We start from the raw sequence: 5,666 nt of genomic DNA on the forward strand, positions 1-5,666 counted from the left end.
GCATGCCGATCGGCGGCGGCAAGGGCGGCTCCGACTTCGACCCCCGCGGGCGCTCTGACGCCGAGATCATGCGCTTCTGCCAGTCCTTCATGACCGAGCTGTACCGCCACATCGGCGAGTACACCGACGTCCCGGCCGGGGACATCGGCGTCGGCGGCCGCGAAATCGGCTACCTGTTCGGGCAGTACAAGCGGATCACCAACCGCTACGAATCCGGCGTCCTCACCGGCAAGGGCATTTCCTGGGGCGGCTCGCTGGTGCGGCCCGAGGCCACCGGCTACGGCACCGTGATCTTCGCCGAGGAGATGCTCAAGACCCGCGGGAAGTCCTTAGACGGCCAGCGCGTGGTGGTCTCCGGCTCGGGCAACGTCGCCATCAACGCGATCGCCAAGGCCCAGTCGCTCGGCGCCACCGTGGTCGCCTGCTCGGATTCCTCCGGCTACATCGTGGACGAGGCCGGGATCGACGTCGCGCTGCTACGGCAGATCAAGGAGGTCGAGCGCGGACGGCTTAAGGAATACGAAACCCGGCGCTCGGCCGTCGCCTACGTGGAGGGCGGCTCCGTCTGGGACCTTGACGCGACCGTCGCGCTGCCGTGCGCCACGCAGAACGAGCTCGACGGCGACGCCGCCGCCCGGCTGGTCCGCAACGGACTCCTCGTGGTGGCGGAGGGCGCCAACATGCCCTCGACCCGTGCCGCCGTCGCGGTCTTCCAGGACGCCGGCATCCTGTTCGGCCCGGGCAAAGCCGCGAACGCGGGCGGGGTGGCCACGTCCGCGCTGGAAATGCAGCAGAACGCAAGCCGCGACTCCTGGTCCTTCGCGCACACCGAGGAACGGCTCACCGAGATCATGGTCGGGATCCACGACAGCTGCGCCGCCACCGCGGACGAGTACGGGGACCCGGGGAACTACGTGCTCGGCGCGAACATCGGCGGCTTTGTGAAGGTGGCCGACGCGATGCTGGCCCAGGGGCTCATCTAGGTCTGATCGCCCGGGTGCTCCTGTGCCGGAATGACCGCGGCGGCAGTGTTTGTCGACAGACACTGCCGCCGCGCCACTTCCGGCGGGATCTTATGCACAGGCTATATGCCGGGAACTACTTGCCGAGCAGCCGCACGTGGTCCGGGGTCAGCTCCGAGATCCGGCTGACGCCCAGCAGCGCCATGGTGCGGAGCATGTCCTTTTCCAGGATCTCGATGGCCCGGTCCACACCGGCCCGCCCACCGGCCATGAGCCCGTACAGGTATGCCCGGCCGATCAGTGTGAAATCGGCGCCCAGGGCCAGAGCCGCGATGATGTCCGCACCGCTCATGATGCCGGTGTCCAGGATGATCGCGGCGTCGCTGTTGTCCGCCTTGAGCGCCGCCTTGACGTCCGGGAGCAGGTGGAACGGGATCGGGGCGCGGTCCAGCTGGCGTCCGCCGTGGTTGGAAAGTACGACGCCGTCGGCCCCGTGGTCCACGACTTTGCGAGCGTCCTCGACCGTCTGGATGCCCTTGACCACGAGCTTGCCCTTCCATGTCTCGCGCAGCCAGTCGAGGTCATCGAACGTCAGGGTGGGGTCGAACATCGAGTTGATCAGGTCCGCGACGGTGCCGGTGTAGCGGGACAGCGAGGCGAAAGTCAGCGGCTCGTGGGTGAGGAAGTTGAACCACCACGCCGGCCGGTAGGAGGCGTCCAACACGGTCTTGATCGTCAGTGCCGGCGGGATGGTCATGCCGTTGCGCACGTCGCGCAGCCGGGCCCCCGCGACGGCAGTGTCCACGGTGACCATGAGGGTGTCGTTGCCCGCCCTGGCCGCGCGTTCGATCAGCTCCAGCGAGCGGTCACGGTCCGTCCACAGGTAGAGCTGGAACCAGTTCCGGCCATCCGGTGCGGCGGCGGCCACGTCCTCGATGGAGGCCGTGCCCATGGTGGAGAGCGTGTAGGGGATGCCGGCGGCCGCGGCGGCCTGGGACCCGGCGTACTCACCCTCGGACTGCATCATCCGGGTGAAACCGGTCGGGGCGATGCCCACCGGGAGCCGCGACGGCTTCCCGAGGACGTCGGTGCTGAGGTCCACGCTGGAGACGTCCCGGAGGATGCCGGGCCGGAATTCGATGTCTAGGAACGCCTCGCGGGCGCGGCCCAGCGTGATCTCGGCTTCGGCCGCGCCGTCGGTGTAGTCGAAGGGGGCCTGGGGTGTCCGGCGCTTGGCCATGTCCCGGAGATCCCAGATGGTGCTGGCGCGGCGCAGCCTTGAGGCGCGGCTGAACTCGGGCTTCTTGAACTGCATCAGCGGGGCGAGGTCCGAGTACTTGGGCATGCGGCGCTTAAGCGCGGCGGGAACGGCTCCCGGGGTGGCTGCGGCCGGGTGGCTAGCCGCGCCGGTGTCCGCTGCTTGGGTGGGCGCCTCGGGGTTGCCGGGCTCGATGGTCTGCGTCATGGCTGCCTCCGGGCAGGTCTCGTGTTCCTGGATGTCGGGTCCCCGCCAAAACTCCACCGGGGGTGTGGTCCAGCCACAGTCTAAGCGTGTGGTCCAACCACATCAAGTAGGATGGCCCCATGCGTACCCACCAGCTTGTCCTGCAGTGGATTGAGGGCCAGCTCTCCAGCGGCCAGCTTGCCCTGGGCGGACGGCTGCCGGCTGAGCGGGCGCTCGCCGAGCAGCTCAAGGTCTCCCGCACCTCCGTCCGCGAGGCCATCCGGGTCCTGGAGGCCATGGGTGTGCTCCGGGCCGGGGTGGGTTCGGGCCCGGACGCGGGGACCGTCGTCATCGCTGACCCGACCGCGGCACTGGGCTCGGCGCTCCGGCTGCATGTGGCCACCTCGCACCTGCCCGTCAAGGACATCGTGGAGACGCGTGTGCTGCTGGAATCCTGGGCCGCTTCCCGGGCGCGCCCGGAATCGCCCGCGCTGGCCGAGGCCGCACAGCTGCTGGAGCAGATGGACAGCTGCACCGACACGGAGGAGTTCCTTGCCCTGGACATCCGTTTCCATCTGGCGCTGGCGGATGCCGCCGGGAACGCGGTAGTCAGCGCCATGATGGGCTCCCTGCGCGAGGCCATCCAGGACTACGCCGGCCGGTTCACCGGAAACCTGCCCGACTGGGACTCCACCGCGGCGCGGCTCCGTGCCGAACACCGGGGGATCCTGGCGGCCATCTCCAACCACGACGGCGGCCGCGCGGCGCAGCTGGTGGCGGACCACATCGAGGGCTACTACGCGGAGGCCGGCCTGGGCTCGGGGGCCTGATCCGGGACTCCTGATCTCCCGGGTGCGGCTGCAGCACTCCGAGCCGGAAATGTTACGTCCGGATTTTGCGGCGGCGGCAATTGCCGGGCTATGGTCGGGATTATGACAAACCGTTGGTATGCGTATTTTTCGTTGGCTCTGGAGGGGCCCGCGTCTAGCTGACACGCATCCAACCTTCCTTCAGAGCCAACAGGGCAGAGATCATTCTCTGCCCTTCGCCATTTCCCGGCGGGTTCTGATCAGGGCCCGCTCCGCACCCCGGAACAGGACCCCCATGAGCATCGAAGCAGCCCCCGAATCCCAGCAGTCCACCTCAAACCTGCGCGTCAGCGAGTTCACGCCGCTGCCGACCCCGCGGGACATGCTCGCGGAGCTGCCGCTGGACGTCCGTCTCGCCGAAGTCGTGGCTCGGGGCCGGGACGAGGTCCGCGCCGTCATGGACGGGGTCGATGACCGCTTACTCGTCATTGTGGGCCCCTGCTCCATCCACGACCCCAAGGCCGGCCTCGAATACGCCCGCCGTCTGGTCAGCCAGGCAGAGAAGCACAAGGAAGACCTGCTGATCGTGATGCGTGCGTACTTCGAGAAGCCCCGCACCACGGTGGGCTGGAAGGGCCTGATCAACGACCCGCGCCTGGACGGCAGTCATGACATCGCCGCCGGGCTGCGCGCCGCACGCCGCTTCCTGCAGCAGGTCACCGCGCTCGGCCTGCCCGCCGGCACCGAGTTCCTGGAGCCCATCAGCCCGCAGTACATGGCGGACCTGGTCTCCTGGGGCGCCATCGGTGCCCGCACCACGGAAAGCCAGATCCACCGCCAGCTGGCGTCCGGGCTGTCCATGCCGATCGGTTTCAAGAACGGGACTGACGGCGACCTTCAGGTCGCGCTGGACGCGTGCAGCGCCGCCGGGGCAGCGCAGGCGTTCCTCGGAATCGACGGCGAGGGCCGGGCCGCACTGGTCGCCACCGCCGGCAACCCGGACGCGCACGTTATCCTGCGCGGCGGTCGCAAGGGCCCCAACTACGCCGCCGCCGACGTCGAGGCCACCTCCGCCAAGCTGGCCGCCAAGCAGCTCAACCCGCGGCTGATCGTGGACGCGAGCCACGCCAACAGCGGCAAGAACCACCACCGGCAGGCCGAAGTTGCCCTCGAAATCGGTTCACAGCTGGAGAGCGGCGGTGCCTCGGCCGGTGCCATTGCCGGCGTCATGCTGGAGAGCTTCCTTGTTGGCGGTGCGCAGAACCTCGACGTCGCCGAGCACGCCGCCGGGGTGGACGATCTCGTCTACGGCCAGAGCGTGACGGACGCCTGCATGGAGTGGGAAGTCACGGCATCCGTGCTGGCACAGCTCGCGGCCTCCGCGCGAATCCGCCGGACCCGGGGCTAGGCTCGCCCGCGGGCCGCGCATTCGCCGAGCCCGGGGCTAGGCGCGCCCGCGGGCCGCGGTGGAGGGGGCGCGTTTTCGCCGGATCGCGGCCGGCAGTGGAAGGGGGCCGCGGATTCGCCGGACCCGCGGCCGGAGGGGCCGCGCAGGCGCACAGTTCTGCGCCCTGGGCACGCGCAATCCCGTGCAACTCTTTCACAGGGGCACCATCAGCCCCTACAGTATCTAGTACATGGTTGATTGATGGCTCAGCGTCGGCACACCGCCATGTCGTTTTGATGGGGCTGCCGTTCGCTTGAGTAAAGGAATTAGGGAAATGTCTTCGGAGGCTAACTTCTCCAACGCACGCTTCTTGACCGTGGCCGAAGTCGCGGATGTCATGCGCGTGTCCAAAATGACCGTGTACCGGCTTGTCCATTCCGGCGAGATGCCGGCGGTCCGCTTCGGGCGCTCCTACCGGGTGCCGGAAACCGCCGTCGACCAGTACCTCAAAGGTGCTGTCGTCGACGGGAACACGGAAACCGCCTGAGCATCCGGCGTCTTCCGCAGCCGGAATAAGAATCCACGGGCCCCGGATGGTGCCTGCGGTCGTGGTGTGCCCCCGATAGGCGGTACCCTGTTAAGGAACGTTTTACGTCATTGTAAGAACCTGTCAGTTGTACAGTCTGCTGCTTAGCCCGCGGACCCTTTCCAACAGGCAGGTACTGCATCTAGCCGGTAAGGAACTTTCGTGGGTTCAGTTATTAAGAAGCGTCGCAAGCGTATGGCCAAGAAGAAGCACCGCAAGCTGCTTCGCAAGACGCGCCACCAGCGTCGCAATAAGAAGTAGAGATACTTCGCATCATGTGAATGCCCGTTGCCTTCCAGGCAGCGGGCATTTTCTTTGGCGTTTCCGCGCGTGTTCCGGATCACCGCGGGGCGTTTGGTCGGGCGGCGCGCCAGACGGGGGCGCGGGCGACGCCGGGCGACGCGCTTTCGGACAGGCGACGCGGATTCGCACGGACGCTACGCGGATCCGGGTAGCGCTGGGCCGGGAGCGTAGCGCG

At 68.1% G+C, this 5,666-nt stretch carries 6 protein-coding genes; 5 read left to right on the forward strand and 1 reads right to left on the reverse strand.

What is annotated here, in order from left to right; all coding sequences use genetic code 11:
* Nucleotides 1-983, forward strand: a 983-nt coding sequence (gdhA, locus tag QCD75_RS21475; protein ID WP_301231550.1) for an NADP-specific glutamate dehydrogenase, incomplete at its 5' end; no start/stop codon positions are given.
* A gap of 115 nt (nt 984-1,098) precedes the next feature.
* Here the strand turns inward: gdhA and QCD75_RS21480 are convergent.
* On the reverse strand, nt 1,099-2,427 hold the full coding sequence (locus QCD75_RS21480) for an alpha-hydroxy acid oxidase (protein ID WP_301231551.1): 1,329 nt from the start codon (nt 2,425-2,427) through the stop codon (nt 1,099-1,101).
* Between the two features lie 119 nt (nt 2,428-2,546).
* On the opposite strand from QCD75_RS21480, the gene QCD75_RS21485 reads away from it, so the two are divergent.
* The 4 genes from QCD75_RS21485 to QCD75_RS21500 all read left to right on the forward strand — a co-directional run bounded on the left by QCD75_RS21485 (nt 2,547) and on the right by QCD75_RS21500 (nt 5,449).
* The gene (locus QCD75_RS21485; protein WP_301231553.1) at nt 2,547-3,236 is read left to right on the forward strand and encodes a FadR/GntR family transcriptional regulator; all 690 of its coding nucleotides are present in this window, start codon (nt 2,547-2,549) and stop codon (nt 3,234-3,236) included.
* 274 nt (nt 3,237-3,510) lie between these two features.
* Entirely contained in the window at nt 3,511-4,623 is a 1,113-nt protein-coding gene (locus tag QCD75_RS21490; protein ID WP_301231554.1) for a 3-deoxy-7-phosphoheptulonate synthase, read from the forward strand.
* 313 nt (nt 4,624-4,936) lie between these two features.
* The gene (locus QCD75_RS21495) at nt 4,937-5,149 is read left to right on the forward strand and encodes a helix-turn-helix domain-containing protein (protein ID WP_226760556.1); all 213 of its coding nucleotides are present in this window, start codon (nt 4,937-4,939) and stop codon (nt 5,147-5,149) included.
* Nucleotides 5,150-5,350: 201 nt separating this feature from the next.
* Nucleotides 5,351-5,449 carry a 30S ribosomal protein bS22 gene (locus QCD75_RS21500; RefSeq protein WP_003792170.1) on the forward strand — a complete coding sequence of 33 codons (99 nt, stop codon included), beginning with the start codon at nt 5,351-5,353 and terminating at the stop codon, nt 5,447-5,449.
* Nucleotides 5,450-5,666: the final 217 nt, after the last annotated feature.

Source organism: Arthrobacter sp. PsM3 (genome assembly GCF_030433895.1).
Lineage (GTDB): Bacteria > Actinomycetota > Actinomycetes > Actinomycetales > Micrococcaceae > Arthrobacter.